Raw genomic sequence first — 15,107 nt, forward strand, 5'->3', positions numbered from 1 at the left:
GGGGGCGCTGCGGGATCAGACCGCGCGCAGCACCGCCACGACCTTGCCCAGGACGACGGCCTCGTCGCCGAGGATCGGCTCGAACGCCGAGTTGCGGGGGAGCAGCCAGGTGTGCCCGTCGCGCTGGCGGAAGGTCTTGACCGTGGCCTCGCCGTCGAGCATCGCGGCCACGATCTCGCCGTTGACCGCTGTGTTCTGTGCGCGCACGACGACCCAGTCGCCGTCGCAGATGGCAGCATCGATCATCGACTCGCCCTGCACCTTGAGCATGAACAGCTCGCCCTTGCCCACCAGCTGCCGGGGGAGCGGGAAGATCTCTTCGACCTGCTGCTCGGCGGTGATCGGCACACCCGCTGCGATGTGACCGACCAGCGGCACCAGTGCCGCGTCACCGACCGCGGGCGCCGTTTCGGCCGGGTTCTCGGCCGACGAGCCGGGCAGGTCGATGAGGATCTCCATCGCACGGGTCTTGCCCGCGTCGCGTCGCAGGTAGCCGCTCAGCTCGAGCTGGTTGAGCTGGTGGGTCACGCTCGACAGCGACTTGAGCCCGACGGCGTCGCCGATCTCGCGCATGCTCGGCGGGTAGCCGTACCGGGTGATCGACCGCTGGATCACCTCGAGGATCGCCATCTGCTTGTCGCTCAGGCTCTTGCGCCGCCGCGTCTGCCGACGGGGCCTCGGGCCGTCGGCGACCGCCGCCGCGTCCTGGCCCGCGTCGCCGTGGTTCACATCGCTCATGTCAGCTCCCGTCCTGCCGCCCGGGGCAGCGTCTTCGAATGTCGGAGGTCGGTGATGGGGTGTCCTCATCGAAACGGTATCCGGTGAGAAGACGAATCGAGGCCAGCGCGTGGGCGTGTCGCCTTCGAAGATCTCCGATCCGGGTGCCTCTTGACAGTCTAATCAATCGAAGATAACTTTGGAAGAGAGATTCGGTGGCGATGCTCCCAGCCGAGCACGGTTCCCGAACGTCTCGTCCGAACAGGAGGACCAATGTCCGGCATCGCAATGGCATCGCACGTTCCGGCCCAGACCCGTCTGCGGTTGACGATTCGCGGGCGCCGCGTGCTGGCCGCGCTCGTGGCGGTCCCGCTGGCGGTGGCCGTCGGCATGGCGGTCGTGAGCGGGGGTGCGGCTCTCGCATCGAAGGATGCCGGGGCCCCCGCCGGCAGCTTCTCCACAGTGACGGTCGAGCCGGGCGATTCGCTGTGGTCGATCGCCCAGACCGTCGCTCCGGGCGCCGATCCCCGCGACGTCGTCGACGCGATCGTGCGACTGAACGCCCTCGACGGCGTCACGCTGTCGCCGGGCGAGCAGATCGCCATCCCGGCCGAGTACGCACCGGCGCGGTGAGAGCGGCGGGTCGGGGCCTGAAACCACGCGCCTGCCGCGCTCTACGATGGGAACCGTGAGCCCGCGCCTTGAAGATCTGCCCCTTCGTGACGACCTGCGGGGGCTGATGCCGTATGGTGCGCCCCAGGCCGCGCTGCCGGTGGCGCTGAACGTCAACGAGAACACGCATCCGATCCCCAAAGAGGTCTCGGACGACATCGTCGACGCGATCGCGCTGGCGCTGCGTGATGTGAACCGCTACCCGGATCGTGAGTTCACGCACCTGCGCGAGGGTTTCGCCGAATACCTGGGTCACGGGCTGACACGTGACCAGATGTGGGCGGGCAACGGCTCGAACGAGGTGCTGCAGCACCTGCTGCAGGCGTTCGCAGGTCCCGGGCGGACGGCGTTCGGCTTCGCCCCCACGTACTCGATGTACCCGCTGCTGACCCGGGGCACCGGTGCGGACTGGGTCGCCGGGTCGCGCGGGCACGATTTCACGATCACCCCCGAGGACGCGGCCGCGCAGGTCGCCGAGGCCGACCCCGACGTGGTGTTCCTCTGCTCGCCGAACAATCCCACCGGCACCCCGCTGTCGCTCGAGGTCATCGACGCCGTCTACGCCGAAGCCCGCGGGATCGTGATCGTCGACGAGGCCTACTGGGAGTTCGCCCCGCGCGACGAGAAGTCCGCGCTGACGCTGCTGCCCGATCGGGAGCGCATGGTCGTCTCCCGCACGATGAGCAAGGCGTTCGCGTTCGCGGGAGCGCGCGTCGGCTACCTCGCCGCCGACCCGGCGGTGATCGACGCCCTGCGGCTGGTGCGTCTGCCGTATCACCTGAGCGCGATCACCCAGGCCGCGGCATCCGCCGCCCTGCGGCACGCGAGCACGATGCTGCGCGCGGTCGACGAGATCGTCGTGCAGCGCGACCGCATCTCAGCGACGCTCGCCGCGCTCGGCTACGACCCGCACGAGTCGTGGACGAACTTCGTGCTGTTCGCCGGGGTCGCCGACCCGGCCTCGACGTGGCAGGCGCTGTACGACCGCGGGGTGCTGATCCGCGACGTCGGACTGCCCGGCAGCCTGCGCGTCACGGCCGGTACCGAGGCCGAGACCAGCGCGTTCCTCGATGCCCTCGCGTCAGTAGAATCGGGCTCATGACCAGCCCCGCCCGCATGGCCTCCCGCACCCGCACGACGAGCGAATCGTCGGTCGAGCTGCACCTGGACCTCGACGGCACGGGCACCAGCCGCATCGATACGAGCGTCCCCTTCTTCGACCACCTGCTCACGGCATTCGCCAAGCACTCGCTGACGGATCTGACCGTGCGCGCCTCGGGTGACACCGACATCGACGTGCACCACACCGTCGAAGACGTCTCGATCGTGCTCGGCCAGGCGATCGGCGAGGCTCTGGGCGACAAGTCCGGCATCTCGCGCTACGGCGACGCGCTCGTGCCGCTCGACGAGGCCCTCGCACAGGCGGTCGTCGACATCAGCGGGCGACCTTATCTCGTGCACGGCGGCGAGCCGGCCGGGTTCGAGTTCCACCTCATCGGCGGGCATTTCACCGGATCGATGGTGCGCCATTCGTTCGAGGCGATCTCGTTCCACGCCGCGCTGACCACGCACGTGCGCCTGATCAGCGGGCGCGACCCGCACCACATCGCCGAGGCCGAGTTCAAGGCGTTCGCGCGGGCGTTCCGTCAGGCCAAGGCGCTCGACCCGCAGGTGCAGGGCATCCCCAGCACGAAGGGCGCCCTGTGAGCGACCGGCCCCTGGTCGCCGTCCTCGACTACGGCTCGGGCAACGTCCACTCGGCGGTCAAGGCCCTCGACGCCGCGGGCGCCGATGCGCGCCTGACCGCCGACCGCGGCCTGGTGATGGACGCCGACGGTCTGGTCGTCCCGGGGGTCGGGGCGTTCACCGCCGTCATGCAGGCGCTGCGCGAGATCCGCGGCGACGAGCTGATCGACCGGCGCCTGGCCGGCGGTCGGCCCGTGCTGGGCATCTGCGTGGGCATGCAGATCATGTTCGAACAGGGCGTCGAGCGCGGCGTCGACACCGAGGGGCTGGGGGAGTGGCCGGGAGCGGTCACCGAGCTGGACGCCCCGGTGCTGCCGCACATGGGCTGGAACACCGTGCGCCCCGGCGCAGACTCGCGCCTGTTCGCCGGCATCGAGGCCGAGCGGTTCTATTTCGTGCACTCCTACGGTGCGCAGCAGTGGACGCTCGAACCGCAGGAGCCGTTCGCCGCCCCCGTGCTGACCTGGTGCGATTACGGGGCGCCGTTCCTGGCCGCCGTCGAGAACGGACCCCTCGCGGCCACCCAGTTCCACCCCGAGAAGTCGGGCGAGGCGGGCATCAGATTGCTGTCCAATTGGATCGAAGGGCTGGGCGGGGCTACCCTGTGACCTCGTGCCCAGTGAATTCGCCGCCACGCCCGAGCTCGTCCTCCTGCCTGCGATCGACGTCGCCGACGGCAAGGCCGTCCGCCTGACGCAGGGAGAGGCGGGCAGCGAGACCGACTACGGCGACCCGGTCGAGGCCGCGCAGCAGTGGGTCAAGCAGGGTGCGGACTGGATCCACCTGGTGGACCTCGACGCCGCGTTCGGCCGGGGCAGCAACACCGGCGTGCTGCGCCGCGTGATCAAGCAGGTCAAGGGCGTGCAGGTCGAGCTGTCCGGCGGCATCCGCGACGACGCCTCGCTCGAGGCCGCGCTCGAGTCGGGCGCCACCCGCATCAACCTCGGCACGGCGGCGCTGGAGAACCCGGAGTGGGCCGCGAACGTGATCGGCCGCTACGGCGACGCGATCGCGGTCGGGCTCGACGTGCGCGGCACGACCCTGGCCGCCCGCGGCTGGACCCGCGACGGCGGCGACCTGTGGACGGTGCTCGACCGACTCGAAGACGCCGGCTGCAGCCGCTACGTCGTCACCGACGTCACCAAGGACGGCACCCTGCGCGGTCCGAACCTCGACCTGCTGCGCCAGATCACCGCCCGCACGCCGAAACCGGTCGTCGCCTCGGGCGGTGTCTCGAGCCTGGACGACATCATCGCGCTGCGCGAGCTCGTGCCCCTCGGCGTCGAGGGAGCGATCGTCGGCAAGGCGCTGTATGCGGGTGCCTTCACTCTGGCTGAGGCGCTGGATGTCGCTCGGGACTGACGGCTGCGACCACGGCGCGCACGCGGGCGACGCGGCGAACGCCGACGACTCTGTACGCGCGGCCAACGCCGCCGACTCCGCAGGCGTGCCCTGGGCGGGACGCAGTTTCCACGCCAATCCGCACTCGGGCGACGACGGCACGGCCGATCCGGCGCTGCTGGCCGCCCTGACGGCCTTCCAGGCCGGCCACGGCGACCCGGTCGCGATCGTCGAGGCGTACCGCACCGCTCGTCTGCTGATCCCGCTGGTCGCCGAGAAGGGCGACGAGGGCGTGGGTCCGACCGGGCTCGCGGTCGACAAGACCCAGGAGCTGTCGATCGTGACGGTGGCCGCCCCCGACGGACGACGCGTGCTGCCGGTGTTCACGTCGGTCCAGACCATGGGGCGATGGGATGCCGCGGCCCGCCCGGTGCCGGTCGAGGGCATCCGCACCGCACTGGCGGCGGCCGACGACGACACCGACCTCATCGTGATCGACCCGGGCTCGCCCACCGAGCACGTGCTGCGCCGCCCCGCCGTGTGGGCCATCGGACAGCAGATCCCGTGGGAGCCCAGCTATCGCAGCCCGGACGTGTACGCCGGCCTGCAGGAGAGCATCGGGCGCGAGCTCGCGGTGCTCGACCTGCAGGTGGCTCCCGGCGACCCCGAAGGACGCCTGCGCGGACCCGAGCTGATCGTGCGCCTCACGCTCGTCGAGGGCCTCGACCAGGCGGCGCTGGACGCCGTGCTGTCGCGCCTGGCCGCGCGCTGGGCGGCCGACGACCGCATCGCGACTCTGGTCGACTCCCTCAGCGTCAAGCTGGCCCGCTCGGCCTGACGCCGGAGCTGACCCTGGTCTCGATCCGCGAGACCACGCCTGTGCGCGGCATCCTCGCCTGAGAAACGCGCCCGCGCGTGACCTCCTGGCGTACGGCACGGCTCGAGTTCAGCTCGCGCCTGGGCACAGCGGACGCTGCGCTGAGTCGTCACCTGTCACCGGTCCGCCCGCGGCGGGGTCGTCAGATGTGACGACTGAACGTCAGCATGGGCGAACACGGGCAAGAGCGGTCGGTCAGAGCGACCGGCGACGGTCAGCTGACCGGGCCGGTCCACTTCTCGCCCGGGCCCTTGCCGATCGGGTCGGGGATGGCGGATGCCTCGCGGAACGCGAGCTGCAGCGAGCGCAGACCGTCGCGCAGCGGCGCGGCGTGGGCGCTGCTGATCTCGGGGGATCCGGCCGTGATGAGTCCGGCGAGGGCGTTGATGAGCTTGCGCGCCTCGTCGAGGTCGAGCTGCCGCTCCGGCTCGTCGGCGAGGCCCAGCTTCACGGCGGCGGCGCTCATCAGGTGAACGGCGGTCGTCGTGATGACCTCCACGGCAGGCACGTCCGCGATGTCGCGGGTTGCCGCGGCTGCGGCGCGCTCCTGCTCTTCCCAGCGCGCCTGGCGCGCGGCATCCTGGTCGAACTCGGACGGAATCGTGGTCACGGTGCACTCTCTGCTAGACTGGGCGGGTTCCGGGGTCTTCTGCCCTGGTTCGAAAGAGGATCACATCCCACCCGCGCTTGCCGTTCCAGGCTACCGGGTCGTTGCACTCCGTCGGTTCGCCGGCAGCCAGGGTGCGGAGCCGGTGCACCACGCACCGTGCGGGTGGCGTGTGCCTCCCGCGGCGCAGACGCGTCGCGGATCCCCACCCGCACGAAAGAGGAGTTCCGCATCAGCGATCCCCGCACCAACGAGCGCATCCGCGTTCCCGAGGTCCGACTCGTCGGGCCGAACGGCGAACAGGTCGGCGTCGTCGCCATCCAGGTTGCGCAGCGTCTGGCTCAAGAGGCAGACCTCGATCTCGTCGAGGTCGCGCCCAACTCCAAGCCTCCCGTGGTCAAGATCATGGACTACGGCAAGTTCAAGTACGAGGCTGCGCAGAAGGCCAAGGAGGCCCGTCGCAACCAGGCCAACACGATCCTCAAAGAGGTTCGCTTCCGCCTGAAGATCGAGGGCCACGACTACGACACCAAGCGCAAGCGCGCCGAGGGGTTCCTCAAGGGCGGCGACAAGGTGAAGGCGATGATCCTGTTCCGCGGTCGCGAGCAGTCCCGTCCCGAGCTGGGCGTGCGCCTGCTCAAGCGCTTCGCCGAGGACGTCGCCGAGTTCGGCACCGTCGAGTCGAACCCGCGTATCGACGGCCGCAACATGGTGATGGTGATCGCTCCGCACAAGAACAAGTCCGAGGTCAAGACCGAGCAGAACGCCCAGCGCGCCGCCAACAAGGAGGCGGCACGCCAGGCCAAGAGCGCGACGGCGACCGAAGAGGCTCCCACGGCGGACGCCGAATAGGCCCCACATGCTCCCGCTCCGCGGGATGACCATTCCCGCATCGCGGGATGCACAACGAAGGAAGAGAAATGCCGAAGCAGAAGACGAACTCCGGCGCCAAGAAGCGCTTCAAGGTCACCGGCAGCGGAAAGATCATGAAGCAGCAGTCGGGCATGCGCCACAACCTCGAGGTCAAGTCCAGCCGCCGCACCCGCCGGCTGAACAAGGACGAGACGATCTCGCCCGCCAACGCGAAGAACGTCAAGAAGCTCCTCGGGCGCTGACGACCCGACTGCACGTTAGGAACGAAACGAAATGGCTAGAGTCAAGCGGGCCGTCAACGCCCAGAAGAAGCGTCGCGTCATCCTCGAGCGCGCCTCGGGTTACCGGGGCCAGCGTTCGCGTCTGTACCGCAAGGCGAAGGAGCAGGTCACCCACTCGCTCGTCTACGCGTACCGCGACCGTCGCAAGCGCAAGGGCGACTTCCGTCGCCTGTGGATCCAGCGCATCAACGCCGCGAGCCGCCAGAACGGCCTCACCTACAACCGCTTCATGCAGGGCCTGGGCCTTGCCGGCGTGCAGGTGGACCGTCGCATGCTCGCCGAGCTGGCGGTGAACGAGCCCGGCACGTTCGCCTCGCTGGTCGAGACCGCGAAGAAGGCGCTGCCCGAGAACGTGAACGCCCCCAAGGCGTGAGCTGATCTTCCCGAAAGGGCGTCCCTCCACCCGGAGGGGCGCCCTTTCGCATGCGATGCCCGCTGCGCGGGTGGATGCCGCGACACCGGCCGCAGGTCCGCCGCCCCTAGACTGAACGCGTGCTGGAGAACCCCCGCTCTGCGCGTGTGCGCGCCGTGGCCAAGCTGTCCAAGCGCCGGGTCCGCGACGAGACGGGATTGTTCCTGCTCGAGGGGCCGCAGGCCGTCCGCGAGGCGCTGACCTACCGCCCGGATGGGATCGTCGAGCTGTTCGCGACGCCGACCGCAGCGGCCAGGCACACGGACCTGGGCGCGCACGCCGCCGACGCCGGGATCGAGATCGTCTACACGAGCGAGCACGTGCTCGAGGCTATGGCCGACACCGTGACCCCGCAGGGCGTCATCGCGGTGGCCCGGCAGTTCCCGACATCCGTGCGCGACGTGTTCGCGGCATCCCCCCGCCTCATCGCCATCTGCGAGCAGGTGCGCGACCCCGGCAATCTCGGCACCATCGTCCGTGCCGCCGACGCGGCAGGGGCGGATGCCGTGATCCTCACCGGCCGGACCGTCGATCCGTACAATCCCAAGGTCGTCCGCTCGACGACGGGATCCCTCTTCCACGTGCCCATCGCCCTCGGCGGCGAGCTCACGGACGTCGTCGATGCGGCGCGCGGAGCGGGCCTGCACGTCATCGCGGCCGACGTGAAGGGCGGGGACCTGCTGGTCGCCCGTCAGGACGGCACCCTCGCGCGGCCGACGGCGTGGCTGTTCGGGAACGAGGCGCGCGGACTCGACGACGACGCGCTCGCCCTCGCCGATTCCGCGCTGCGCCTGCCGATCTACGGCCGTGCCGAATCGCTCAACCTCGCGACCGCGGCCAGCGTGTGCCTGTACGAGACGGCGTTTGCGCACCGCGCGTCGTGACGCCGACACGCTGGGTCACGGATCAGTTAAGACTCACGGGTCGTGTACATGGTTCGTGCATCCAGTCCATAAGCTGTACTGCATGACTCACCCCGATGATGCGGCGCCGCCGACCTCGAACATCAGCGTTCGGCGGGGCGACCCGCTGGTCGTGATCGAGAACGTGCAGAAGCACTACGGCGACTTCCAGGCGCTGAAGGACATCGATCTGACCGTCAACCGCGGCGAGGTCGTCGTCGTGATCGGCCCGTCCGGGTCGGGCAAGTCGACCCTGTGCCGCACGATCAACCGTCTCGAGACGATCACCTCCGGCACCATCGCGATCGACGGCAAGGAGCTGCCGAAAGAGGGCAAGGGACTCGCCCAGCTGCGCAGCGACGTCGGCATGGTGTTCCAGTCGTTCAACCTGTTCTCGCACCTGACGATCCTCGACAACGTCACGCTGGGCCCGATCAAGGTTCGCAAGATGAAGAAGGCGGATGCCGAGAAGCAGGCGCGGATCCTGCTGGACCGCGTGGGCGTCGGCCAGCAGGCCGACAAGCTGCCGGCGCAGCTGTCGGGCGGCCAGCAGCAGCGCGTCGCCATCGCGCGCGCTCTGGCGATGAACCCCAAGGTCATGCTGTTCGACGAGCCGACCAGCGCGCTGGACCCCGAGATGATCAACGAGGTGCTCGACGTCATGGTCGGCCTCGCGCAGGACGGCATGACGATGATCGTCGTCACCCACGAGATGGGCTTCGCCCGCAAGGCCGCCGATCGCGTCGTCTTCATGGCCGACGGGCAGATCGTCGAGCAGTCCACCCCCGAAGACTTCTTCACGAACCCCCAGTCGGGCCGTGCCAAGGACTTCCTCTCGAAGCTCCTCACGCACTGACCCGACCCGCACGAAAGAGAGAGACACATGCGAAAGACCCGCATCATCGCGAGCCTGAGCGTGGCGGCCGCAGCACTGCTCGCGCTCACCGCCTGCAACAGCGGCACCCCCGGTGACACCGGCGGCAACGGCAACGGCGGCGGCTCCAGCACGCCGTGGACCGTCGCGAAGGACGTGTCGGTTCCCAACAGCCCGACCTTCGAGCGCATCCAGAAGGCCGACAAGGTGACCATCGGCGTCAAGGAGGATCAGCCCGGCCTCGGCTACCTGGACGCCACCACGAACAAGCGCAGCGGCTTCGACATCGACATCGCGCGCTGGATGGCGGCATCCCTCGGCTACGGCGAGGACAAGATCGACTTCAAGCCGATCGCATCGGCCAACCGCGAGCAGGCGATCGTGAACGGTGACATCGACTTCTACGTCGGCACCTACTCGATCACCGACAAGCGCAAGGAGCAGATCTCGTTCGCGGGTCCCTACTTCGTCACCGGCCAGGGCCTGCTGGTGGCCAAGGACAACGACAAGATCACGGGCAAGGACTCGCTCACCCCGGACGACGTGGTGTGCTCGGCCACCGGCTCGACCTCGATCCAGCGGATCAAGGACGAGACGAAGGCTCAGACCAAGGAGTACGACACCTACTCCAAGTGCGTCCAGGCGCTGCTGCAGGGTCAGGTCGACGCGGTGACGACCGACGAGGCGATCCTCCTCGGCTACGCCGCGCAGGACCCGACCAAGCTGAAGACCGTCGGCGACGTGTTCAGCGAGGAGCGCTACGGCATCGGCATCGCCAAGGGCGACACCGGTCTGCAGACGTTCTTCAACAACACGCTGACGGATGGTCACGAGATCTGGCAGAAGATCTTCGACAACAACCTGGGCAAGTCGGGCGTGAAGGCCGAGCAGCCCAAGGTCGACGCGGTCGGCTGACCTGATCGGTCGCGGGCGGGCTGCACGGCCCGTCCGCGACCGCTGTCTGTGCTCGTTCGTCTCGGCAGGAAGTGAGAAACGGTGGATCCCATCGCGAGACTGTGGCTGCAAGCCATCCAGGGAACGCTGATCCTGTTCGTCGCCGGCGGGATCATCGCGCTCGTCCTGGGCATCATCGTGGGCACGATGCGCGTGTCGCCGGTGCCGATCGCGCGAGCGGTGGGCGCCGTGTACGTCAACTGGATCCGGAACACCCCGCTCACGCTGGTGATGTTCTTCTTCGCCTTCTGCATCCCGATCCTGGTCGGGCCGCGCATGAACTCCCTCGCCCTGGCCACCACGGCCCTGGGCGTGTACACCGCGACGTACGTCGCCGAGACGATCCGCTCCGGTGTGAACACGGTGCCCGTCGGGCAGGCCGAAGCCGCCCGCGCCCTCGGTCTCGGCTTCGGGCAGGTGATGTCGCTGGTGGTGCTGCCGCAGGCGTTCCGCTCGGTGATCCCGCCCATGGTGAGCGTGTTCATCGCCCTGCTGAAGAACACCACCGTCGCCGCCGGCTTCTCGGTGCTCAACCTCGGCTCCGTGGCCCTGTACCTCAGCGAGATCCGTGAGCCCGGTCGCAACACCAATCTGCTGCAGACGATGATGTCGGGCGAGAACCTGCTGCTCACGCTGATCCTGATCGCGCTGATCTTCGTCGTCCTGGTGCTGCTGCTGGCCTGGCTGCAACGGGCGCTCGAGAAGAAGTGGAAGGTCGAGCGATGAGCTCCGTCCTGTACGACGTCCCCGGTCCGCGCGCGCGGCTGCGCAACCTGATCCTCGGCGTGATCACGGTCCTCGTGGTGCTCGCTGTGCTCGGCCTGGCCGTCTGGCGCCTCATCGACACCGGCCAGTTCGACGCCCAGAAGTGGTCGATCTTCACCTATACCCGTCCCTGGCTGCTCCTGCTCGAAGGGCTGGGCGCGACCCTCGCAGCGTTCGTGGTCGCGGCCATCGGCGCTCTGGCGCTCGGGTTCATCCTGTCCATCGGGCGGCTGTCGGACCACGCCTGGGTGCGCGTCCCGGTCGGCTGGATCGTCGAGATCCTGCGGGCGATCCCGGTGCTGATCTTCATGATGCTGCTGTACTACGGGCTGCCCGTCGCCGACATCCGGGTGGACCCGTACTGGGCCGTGGTGGTCGCCCTCATCGCCTACAACGGCTCGGTGCTCGCCGAGGCGCTGCGCGCCGGCGTCGAGGCGCTGCCGCGCGGGCAGAAGGAGGCCGGCTACGCCATCGGGCTGCGCAAGAACGCCGTCATGCGCCTCATCCTCATGCCGCAGGCGATCCGCGCCATGATGCCGGTCATCATCTCGCAGCTCGTGGTCGCGCTGAAGGACACCGCGCTCGGGTTCATCATCACCTACCCCGAACTGCTGCACTACATCCAGCTGCTGGGCGGCCAGGTGCCGTTCGGCACGCCGCTGGTGCCGACGGCCATCGTCGGCGGTGGCATCTACGTCGTGCTGTGTCTGCTGCTGTCGTACGTCGCGTACCGCGTGCAGCGCCGCACCCGCCGGTCGGTCAAGCTCCGCATCAACCGGGGTGACGGCGGCGACGGCTCGGCGACGGCGACCGAGACGATCGCGCTGCGCGGCGGTGCCGCGGGTTCGCTCGACGGCACCTCGCTGTGACAGAGGCGCTGTGACAGCGGCGCTGTGACAGACGGAACGGGCCGTGCGACCTTGGTCGCACGGCCCGTTCCGGCTTTGCGCTCCGGTCAGCCGTCCGCGCCCGCGGGCGTCGTCGTGATCGACGTGCCCAGCTGCTTGTTCGCGGCCTCGGCATAGCTCTGCGTGAAGGTGTCGGCGATCTTCACGTTCGAGATGTCGGTGCCCAGGGCCTTCTCCATCGCGGCGATCACCTTGGGCCCGCCGGCGGGCATGATGCCGTCGGGAAGGAACTGGCCCTTGTCGGTGGTCAGCCCGGCGATGTACTGCTGCTTGGTGATGGTCGCGTTCTGCACGAACTGCTGAGGCAGCTTATTGGCGATGTCGGCGGCGGTGTGGTCGGCGATCCAGTGCATGGTGGCCACCAGCGCCGTCACGACTCGCTGAGTGGCGTCCTTGTGCGACGCGACCCAGTCCGCCCGGCCGAGCAGGCCCGCGGCGGGCCAGGCGCCGCCGAGCGCCTTGGTGGCGCCCGCCGTCGTCGCCAGGTCGATGGCCGAGGTGGCGATGCCCTGGCTGGTCATGGCGCCCACCGTGGGCTGGGTGGTCATCACGCAGTCCGCCGTGCCCTGCCGGATCGCGGCGATGGCGGTGGTGCCGGCGCCGGCGGCGACGGTGTGGTACTGCGAGTGCGAGACGCCGCCCTGCTTGGCGATGAACTGCGTGAGCTCGTCGGTGCCGCTGCCGAGGTCGGTGACGCCCATGTTCTTGCCCTTGAAGTCGGCTCCGGAGTGCACCCCGGCCTTCGGGTTGCACATCTCGCGTTCGCCGGGGGCCCCGGAGAGCTGCACGACGTTGATGACGTCCTTGCCCTTGCTCTGGAAGTCGAACGTGTGGATGTACCACGCGCCGGCGAAGTCGACCTGGCCGGAGGCCATGGCGTCCTCGGCGCCGACGCCGCCGTTCTGCTCGGTGGACAGCGTCACGTCCACGCCGTACTTCTTGTAGAACCCGAGGCTCTGGGCGAGCTGGTAGGGCAAGTAGATCTGCTTGTCGATGCCGCCGACCATGATCGTGACCTTCGGCATGGACTTGGCGGCGGCCACCGCGGCCGAGCCGTTGCCGCCGCTGCCGGCCCCGCCGGTGCTGCAGGCGGCGAGGCCGAGCGCCAGTGCTCCGACCGCGACGACGCCCAAGAGGCGCTTGTTCATGAGTGTTCCTTTCGATGTGCCGAGGACTTCGGCGTTTCCTTGGTGGGGGTATGGAGGTGGGGTATTGAGGGTCAGCAGCGTCAGACGGATGCCGCCTCGGCACGCGAGGGGGGCCGCCAGCGCAGCAGCCCGCCTTCCAGCAGCGTGATCAGGTACTCGCAGATGAGGGTGAATGCGGCGATGATGATCATGCAGGCCCAGACGGTGTCGGGGTCGAAGTTGCCCTGCGCCTGGCTGATGATCAGGCCCATGCCGCGTGTCGCGCCGAGGATCTCGGCGACCAGCGCGCCGATGATGGCGAAGCCGAACGCGGTGTGCAGGCTCGCGATGATCCAGGTCATCGCCGATGGGATCGTCACGTGGCGGGCCACCTGCAGGGGCGATGCCCCGAGCACCCGCACGTTCGCGACGAGGTCGGGGTTGACCTCGCGCACCCCTTGGAAGGCATTGAAGAAGACCGCGAAGAAGACCAGCACGGCGGCCAGGAGCACCTTCGCCGGCAGGCCGAGCCCGAACGCCACGATGAAGATCGACCCCAGCACGATGCGGGGGATGGCGTTGACGATCTTGATGTACGGTCCCGCGACGCTCGCGAGGTAGGCGTTGCTGCCGAGCAGGATGCCGACGATGATGCCGATCACCGTTCCCAGCGCGAGACCCAGCAGCGCCTCCTGCACCGTGACCCAGAGGTTCTCCCAGATGGTGCCGAACGCCGTCCCCTGGGTGAACAGCTTCACCAGGCTGTCGACGATCCCGGTCGGCTTGCCGAAGAAGAACGGGTCGACGATCGCGTACTTCGCACCCGGGAGCTTGATCGAGGCGAGCAGCTGCCAGCCGCCGAAGAACGCGATGAAGACGACGACGCGGCCGACCCAGACCCACGCGCGGCGGCGGGAGCGCTGTCGGCGCCCCTTCGCCTGCAGCTCTGCCTCGCTCTCGGGCCGGAATAGGGCGTGCGGGTCGCTGGAGCCGTACGGCAGTCCGTCGTAGACGTCGGCCTCGGGCGGGGTGGACAGGAAGCTGGTCATGCTGCCACCGCCGTCCGGGTGTAGGCGCGGGTGACCTCGTCGCGCAGGGACTCCCAGATCCTGCTCTGCAGCTCGACGAAGCGCTGCTCGTGCCGCAGGTCCTGGACGTTGCCGCGCGGGCGCGGCAGGTCGATGTCGAAGACGTCCTTGATGCAACCCGGGCTGGAGGTCATGATCGCGACCCGGTCCGACAGCGCGACGGCCTCGTCGAGGTCGTGCGTGATGAACAGCACCGAGGGGCGCAGCTGCTCCCACAGCTGCAGGAGCTCGGACTGCATGATGGCCTTCGTCTGCACGTCGAGCGCGCCGAACGGCTCGTCCATCAGCAGGATGCGCGGTTCGTTGATGAGCGCGGCCGCCATCGCGACGCGTTTGCGCATGCCGCCCGACAGCTGGTGCGGGTAGCGGTCCTCGAAGCCCGCCAGGCCGACCCGGCGCAGCCAGTCCCGCGCCAGGTCGGTCGCCTCGCGCTTGCGCATGCCGATGAGCACCGGGCCGACCGAGACGTTCGCGAGCACCGTCTTCCACGGGAACAGCGAGTCGCCCTGGAACATGTAGCTGACGCCTGGCGTGATCCCGTCCACGGGATGGCCGCCGACGAGCACCCGGCCGGCGCTCGGCTTCTCGAGTCCCGACACCTGGCCGAGCGTGGTGGACTTGCCGCACCCGGTCGGTCCGACGATGGCGCAGAACTGGCCCGGCTCGATCGTCAGGTTCACGTCCTCGATGGCGGTGAACGGCTCGCCCTTCGGGGTGAGGAAGCGCTTGGTCAGCCCGGTGATCTCGATGCGGGCGGACTCGTCGCTGCGCGGCGCATTCGCGTCGGCGGGTGGGGCACCTGTCCGGTGGGTGACGGCATCCATCTCTGCTGACCTCTCTGTCTTCGCCGCGCCGGCGTCGGTGCAGCTGTGCGGTATGCAGCGACGGTAGAGGCCGGCGCCGGTCGGGCGCGCGGTTGTGCGCTATGGCCTGGTTGTGCGCGTTACCGGCGTTCTGCGCGTT

General features: G+C 69.1%; 19 protein-coding genes. 14 read left to right on the plus strand and 5 right to left on the minus strand.

Annotated features, from left to right (window positions below; genetic code table 11):
- Window positions 1-15: 15 nt before the first annotated feature.
- Complete coding sequence (lexA, locus tag AC3RX0_RS16325; RefSeq protein ID WP_491507104.1) at window positions 16-630, minus strand: transcriptional repressor LexA; 615 nt, start codon at window positions 628-630, stop codon at window positions 16-18.
- 360 nt (window positions 631-990) lie between these two features.
- Between lexA and AC3RX0_RS16330 the strand changes: the two genes are divergently transcribed.
- Genes AC3RX0_RS16330 through AC3RX0_RS16355 form a run of 6 tightly spaced genes read left to right on the plus strand, consistent with a single transcriptional unit; the run spans window position 991 to window position 5,314 of the window.
- Entirely contained in the window at window positions 991-1,350 is a 360-nt protein-coding gene (locus AC3RX0_RS16330; RefSeq protein ID WP_491507068.1) for a LysM peptidoglycan-binding domain-containing protein, read from the plus strand.
- Between the two features lie 46 nt (window positions 1,351-1,396).
- The gene (locus AC3RX0_RS16335; RefSeq protein ID WP_491507069.1) at window positions 1,397-2,491 is read left to right on the plus strand and encodes a histidinol-phosphate transaminase; all 1,095 of its coding nucleotides are present in this window, start codon (window positions 1,397-1,399) and stop codon (window positions 2,489-2,491) included.
- A complete protein-coding gene (hisB, locus tag AC3RX0_RS16340; protein WP_491507070.1) occupies window positions 2,488-3,096 on the plus strand; it encodes an imidazoleglycerol-phosphate dehydratase HisB in 609 nt (202 codons plus the stop codon). The genes AC3RX0_RS16335 and hisB overlap by 4 nt, the downstream gene beginning before the upstream one ends.
- A complete protein-coding gene (gene hisH / locus AC3RX0_RS16345) occupies window positions 3,093-3,743 on the plus strand; it encodes an imidazole glycerol phosphate synthase subunit HisH (RefSeq protein WP_491507071.1) in 651 nt (216 codons plus the stop codon). Before hisB ends, hisH begins: the two co-directional genes overlap by 4 nt.
- A gap of 4 nt (window positions 3,744-3,747) precedes the next feature.
- The gene (gene priA / locus AC3RX0_RS16350) at window positions 3,748-4,497 is read left to right on the plus strand and encodes a bifunctional 1-(5-phosphoribosyl)-5-((5-phosphoribosylamino)methylideneamino)imidazole-4-carboxamide isomerase/phosphoribosylanthranilate isomerase PriA (RefSeq protein ID WP_491507072.1); all 750 of its coding nucleotides are present in this window, start codon (window positions 3,748-3,750) and stop codon (window positions 4,495-4,497) included.
- Window positions 4,481-5,314 carry an SseB family protein gene (locus AC3RX0_RS16355; RefSeq protein WP_491507073.1) on the plus strand — a complete coding sequence of 278 codons (834 nt, stop codon included), beginning with the start codon at window positions 4,481-4,483 and terminating at the stop codon, window positions 5,312-5,314. Before priA ends, AC3RX0_RS16355 begins: the two co-directional genes overlap by 17 nt.
- 253 nt (window positions 5,315-5,567) lie before the next feature.
- Here AC3RX0_RS16355 and AC3RX0_RS16360 read toward each other — a convergent pair whose 3' ends face one another.
- A complete protein-coding gene (locus AC3RX0_RS16360; RefSeq protein WP_491507074.1) occupies window positions 5,568-5,963 on the minus strand; it encodes a DUF1844 domain-containing protein in 396 nt (131 codons plus the stop codon).
- A gap of 228 nt (window positions 5,964-6,191) precedes the next feature.
- Here AC3RX0_RS16360 and infC point away from each other — a divergent pair, with 228 nt between their 5' ends.
- The 8 genes from infC (at window position 6,192) to AC3RX0_RS16400 (ending at window position 11,890) form a co-directional block, all read left to right on the plus strand.
- Window positions 6,192-6,812, plus strand: a complete 621-nt coding sequence (gene infC / locus AC3RX0_RS16365) for a translation initiation factor IF-3 (protein WP_491507105.1) — start codon at window positions 6,192-6,194, stop codon at window positions 6,810-6,812.
- A 68-nt stretch (window positions 6,813-6,880) separates the two neighbouring features.
- Complete coding sequence (gene rpmI, locus AC3RX0_RS16370) at window positions 6,881-7,075, plus strand: 50S ribosomal protein L35 (protein WP_349721542.1); 195 nt, start codon at window positions 6,881-6,883, stop codon at window positions 7,073-7,075.
- Between the two features lie 31 nt (window positions 7,076-7,106).
- Window positions 7,107-7,487 (plus strand): 50S ribosomal protein L20, encoded by a 381-nt coding sequence (rplT, locus tag AC3RX0_RS16375; protein ID WP_491507075.1) that lies wholly within the window; start codon window positions 7,107-7,109, stop codon window positions 7,485-7,487.
- Window positions 7,488-7,606: 119 nt separating this feature from the next.
- Window positions 7,607-8,410, plus strand: a complete 804-nt coding sequence (locus AC3RX0_RS16380) for a TrmH family RNA methyltransferase (protein WP_491507076.1) — start codon at window positions 7,607-7,609, stop codon at window positions 8,408-8,410.
- 82 nt (window positions 8,411-8,492) lie between these two features.
- On the plus strand, window positions 8,493-9,284 hold the full coding sequence (locus AC3RX0_RS16385; protein WP_491507077.1) for an amino acid ABC transporter ATP-binding protein: 792 nt from the start codon (window positions 8,493-8,495) through the stop codon (window positions 9,282-9,284).
- A 27-nt stretch (window positions 9,285-9,311) separates the two neighbouring features.
- The gene (locus tag AC3RX0_RS16390; RefSeq protein ID WP_491507078.1) at window positions 9,312-10,217 is read left to right on the plus strand and encodes a glutamate ABC transporter substrate-binding protein; all 906 of its coding nucleotides are present in this window, start codon (window positions 9,312-9,314) and stop codon (window positions 10,215-10,217) included.
- Between the two features lie 81 nt (window positions 10,218-10,298).
- Window positions 10,299-10,982, plus strand: coding sequence for an amino acid ABC transporter permease (locus AC3RX0_RS16395; protein WP_491507079.1), 684 nt, complete (start codon window positions 10,299-10,301; stop codon window positions 10,980-10,982).
- Window positions 10,979-11,890: an amino acid ABC transporter permease gene (locus AC3RX0_RS16400; RefSeq protein ID WP_491507080.1), complete on the plus strand. Its 912-nt coding sequence runs from the start codon at window positions 10,979-10,981 to the stop codon at window positions 11,888-11,890. Before AC3RX0_RS16395 ends, AC3RX0_RS16400 begins: the two co-directional genes overlap by 4 nt.
- A gap of 86 nt (window positions 11,891-11,976) precedes the next feature.
- Here AC3RX0_RS16400 and AC3RX0_RS16405 read toward each other — a convergent pair whose 3' ends face one another.
- From AC3RX0_RS16405 to AC3RX0_RS16415, 3 genes are all read right to left on the minus strand, one after another.
- Window positions 11,977-13,077 carry an ABC transporter substrate-binding protein gene (locus AC3RX0_RS16405; RefSeq protein WP_491507081.1) on the minus strand — a complete coding sequence of 367 codons (1,101 nt, stop codon included), beginning with the start codon at window positions 13,075-13,077 and terminating at the stop codon, window positions 11,977-11,979.
- A gap of 80 nt (window positions 13,078-13,157) precedes the next feature.
- On the minus strand, window positions 13,158-14,105 hold the full coding sequence (locus AC3RX0_RS16410) for an ABC transporter permease (protein WP_491507082.1): 948 nt from the start codon (window positions 14,103-14,105) through the stop codon (window positions 13,158-13,160).
- Window positions 14,102-14,968: an ABC transporter ATP-binding protein gene (locus AC3RX0_RS16415; RefSeq protein ID WP_491507083.1), complete on the minus strand. Its 867-nt coding sequence runs from the start codon at window positions 14,966-14,968 to the stop codon at window positions 14,102-14,104. Before AC3RX0_RS16415 ends, AC3RX0_RS16410 begins: the two co-directional genes overlap by 4 nt.
- Window positions 14,969-15,107: the final 139 nt, after the last annotated feature.

The sequence above is a fragment of the Microbacterium sp. W1-4-2 genome (assembly GCF_058349885.2).

What these genes read in the sequence shown, in the direction of transcription:
- lexA (WP_491507104.1), bottom strand. Translation starts at nt 630, where the DNA reads ATGGCGATCCTCGAGGTGATCCAGCGGTCGATCACCCGGTACGGCTAC.
- AC3RX0_RS16405 (WP_491507081.1), bottom strand. Translation starts at nt 13,077, where the DNA reads ATGAACAAGCGCCTCTTGGGCGTCGTCGCGGTCGGAGCACTGGCGCTC.
- rplT (WP_491507075.1), top strand. Translation starts at nt 7,107, where the DNA reads ATGGCTAGAGTCAAGCGGGCCGTCAACGCCCAGAAGAAGCGTCGCGTC.
- AC3RX0_RS16385 (WP_491507077.1), top strand. Translation starts at nt 8,493, where the DNA reads ATGACTCACCCCGATGATGCGGCGCCGCCGACCTCGAACATCAGCGTT.
- AC3RX0_RS16390 (WP_491507078.1), top strand. Translation starts at nt 9,312, where the DNA reads ATGCGAAAGACCCGCATCATCGCGAGCCTGAGCGTGGCGGCCGCAGCA.
- AC3RX0_RS16335 (WP_491507069.1), top strand. Translation starts at nt 1,397, where the DNA reads ATGGGAACCGTGAGCCCGCGCCTTGAAGATCTGCCCCTTCGTGACGAC.
- AC3RX0_RS16330 (WP_491507068.1), top strand. Translation starts at nt 991, where the DNA reads ATGTCCGGCATCGCAATGGCATCGCACGTTCCGGCCCAGACCCGTCTG.
- AC3RX0_RS16415 (WP_491507083.1), bottom strand. Translation starts at nt 14,968, where the DNA reads ATGGATGCCGTCACCCACCGGACAGGTGCCCCACCCGCCGACGCGAAT.
- hisB (WP_491507070.1), top strand. Translation starts at nt 2,488, where the DNA reads ATGACCAGCCCCGCCCGCATGGCCTCCCGCACCCGCACGACGAGCGAA.
- rpmI (WP_349721542.1), top strand. Translation starts at nt 6,881, where the DNA reads ATGCCGAAGCAGAAGACGAACTCCGGCGCCAAGAAGCGCTTCAAGGTC.
- AC3RX0_RS16355 (WP_491507073.1), top strand. Translation starts at nt 4,481, where the DNA reads ATGTCGCTCGGGACTGACGGCTGCGACCACGGCGCGCACGCGGGCGAC.
- AC3RX0_RS16410 (WP_491507082.1), bottom strand. Translation starts at nt 14,105, where the DNA reads ATGACCAGCTTCCTGTCCACCCCGCCCGAGGCCGACGTCTACGACGGA.
- AC3RX0_RS16400 (WP_491507080.1), top strand. Translation starts at nt 10,979, where the DNA reads ATGAGCTCCGTCCTGTACGACGTCCCCGGTCCGCGCGCGCGGCTGCGC.